Here is a 1914-nt window from a genome sequence, read left to right as displayed (position 1 = left end):
GGCGGCGGTGCAAGCACCGCCGACGTCAGGTCAGATCAAACTTTCTGATAAAGCTGACTGCCTTCCTGCTTGAACCGCTCGGCCTGTTCGGCCATGCCCTGGGCGACGTCCACGTCGACCGCTTCGATCCGTTGGTTGGCCGCATACTCGCGGACTTCCTGGGTGATCTTCATCGAGCAGAATTTCGGCCCGCACATCGAGCAGAAGTGCGCGACCTTGGCCGAATCCTTCGGCAGGGTTTCATCGTGATACGAACGGGCGGTGTCCGGATCGAGGCCCAGGTTGAACTGGTCTTCCCAGCGGAATTCGAAACGCGCCTTGCTCAAGGCATTGTCGCGGATCTGCGCGCCCGGGTGCCCCTTCGCCAGATCGGCGGCGTGCGCGGCGATCTTGTAGGTGATGATCCCGGTCTTCACGTCGTCCTTGTTCGGCAAGCCCAGGTGTTCCTTCGGCGTCACGTAGCAAAGCATGGCGCAACCGAACCAGCCGATCATCGCCGCACCGATGCCGGAGGTGATGTGGTCGTAGCCCGGCGCGATGTCCGTGGTCAGCGGGCCGAGGGTGTAGAACGGTGCCTCGTCGCAGCACTCCAGCTGCTTGTCCATGTTCTCTTTGATCAACTGCATCGGCACATGGCCAGGGCCTTCGATCATGGTCTGCACGTCGTGCTTCCAGGCAATCTTGGTCAGCTCGCCGAGGGTTTCCAGTTCGCCGAACTGCGCTTCGTCGTTGGCGTCGGCAATCGAGCCGGGACGCAGGCCATCGCCCAGCGAGAAGCTGACGTCGTAGGCCTTCATGATTTCGCAGATGTCTTCGAAATGGGTGTAGAGGAAGTTCTCTTTGTGGTGCGCCAGGCACCACTTGGCCATGATCGAACCACCCCGGGAGACAATGCCGGTCACGCGCTTGGCGGTCATCGGCACGTAGCGCAACAGCACGCCAGCGTGGATGGTGAAGTAATYGACGCCCTGCTCGGCCTGTTCGATCAGCGTGTCGCGGAACAGCTCCCAGGTCAGGTCTTCGGCCACGCCGCCKACTTTTTCCAGGGCCTGGTAGATCGGCACGGTACCGATCGGCACCGGCGAGTTGCGGATGATCCACTCGCGGGTTTCGTGGATGTGCTTGCCGGTGGACAGGTCCATGATGTTGTCCGCGCCCCAGCGAATACCCCAGGTCAATTTCGCCACTTCTTCTTCGATGGACGAACCCAGGGCGCTGTTGCCGATGTTGCCGTTGATCTTCACCAGGAAGTTACGGCCGATGATCATCGGTTCCAGTTCGGTGTGGTTGATGTTGGCCGGAATGATCGCACGGCCGCGGGCGATCTCGTCACGGACGAATTCGGGGGTGATGATTTTCGGTACGCTGGCGCCGAAGCTGTGGCCCGCGTGTTGCTGGTCCAGCAGGCCGGCGGCGCGGGCCTCTTCCAGCTTCATGTTTTCGCGGATGGCGACGTATTCCATCTCGGCGGTGATGATGCCTTTGCGCGCGTAGTGCATCTGGCTGACGTTGGCACCCGGTTTGGCGCGGCGCGGGTTGTTGACGTGGGCGAAGCGCAGCTTGGCCAGCTCCGGATCGGCAAGGCGCTCCTGGCCGAAGTTGGAGCTCAGGCCGCTCAGGCGCTCGGTATCGCCACGGGATTCGATCCACGGCGAACGCACGTCAGCCAGGCCTTTGCGCACATCGATGATGACATTGGGGTCGGTGTAGGGGCCCGAGGTGTCGTACACCACTACCGGCGCGTTGATTTCGCCGCCGAAGTCGGTCGGGGTCACGTCCAGGCTGATTTCGCGCATCGGCACGAGGATGTCGGGACGACTGCCCTGGACATAAATTTTTTGCGAGCGGGTAAACGGCTTAACCGATTGCTGATCGACCTTGGCCGAGTCACTCAGAGTGGTTGCGATTTTTGAT

The 1914-nt window shown here is 61.5% G+C and carries 1 protein-coding gene; it reads right to left on the bottom strand.

The window, feature by feature from the left end; all coding sequences use genetic code 11:
- Positions 1–35: 35 nt before the first annotated feature.
- The gene (gene thiC / locus ACXRVY_RS26535) at positions 36–1907 is read right to left on the bottom strand and encodes a phosphomethylpyrimidine synthase ThiC (protein ID WP_458238677.1); all 1872 of its coding nucleotides are present in this window, start codon (positions 1905–1907) and stop codon (positions 36–38) included.
- Between the last annotated feature and the right edge of the window lie 7 nt (positions 1908–1914).

The sequence above is a fragment of the Pseudomonas sp. P5_A2_2 genome, assembly GCF_054177685.1.
Note: the sequence above shows the minus strand (reverse complement) of the source record. Positions and strands in the feature narration are given on the sequence as shown.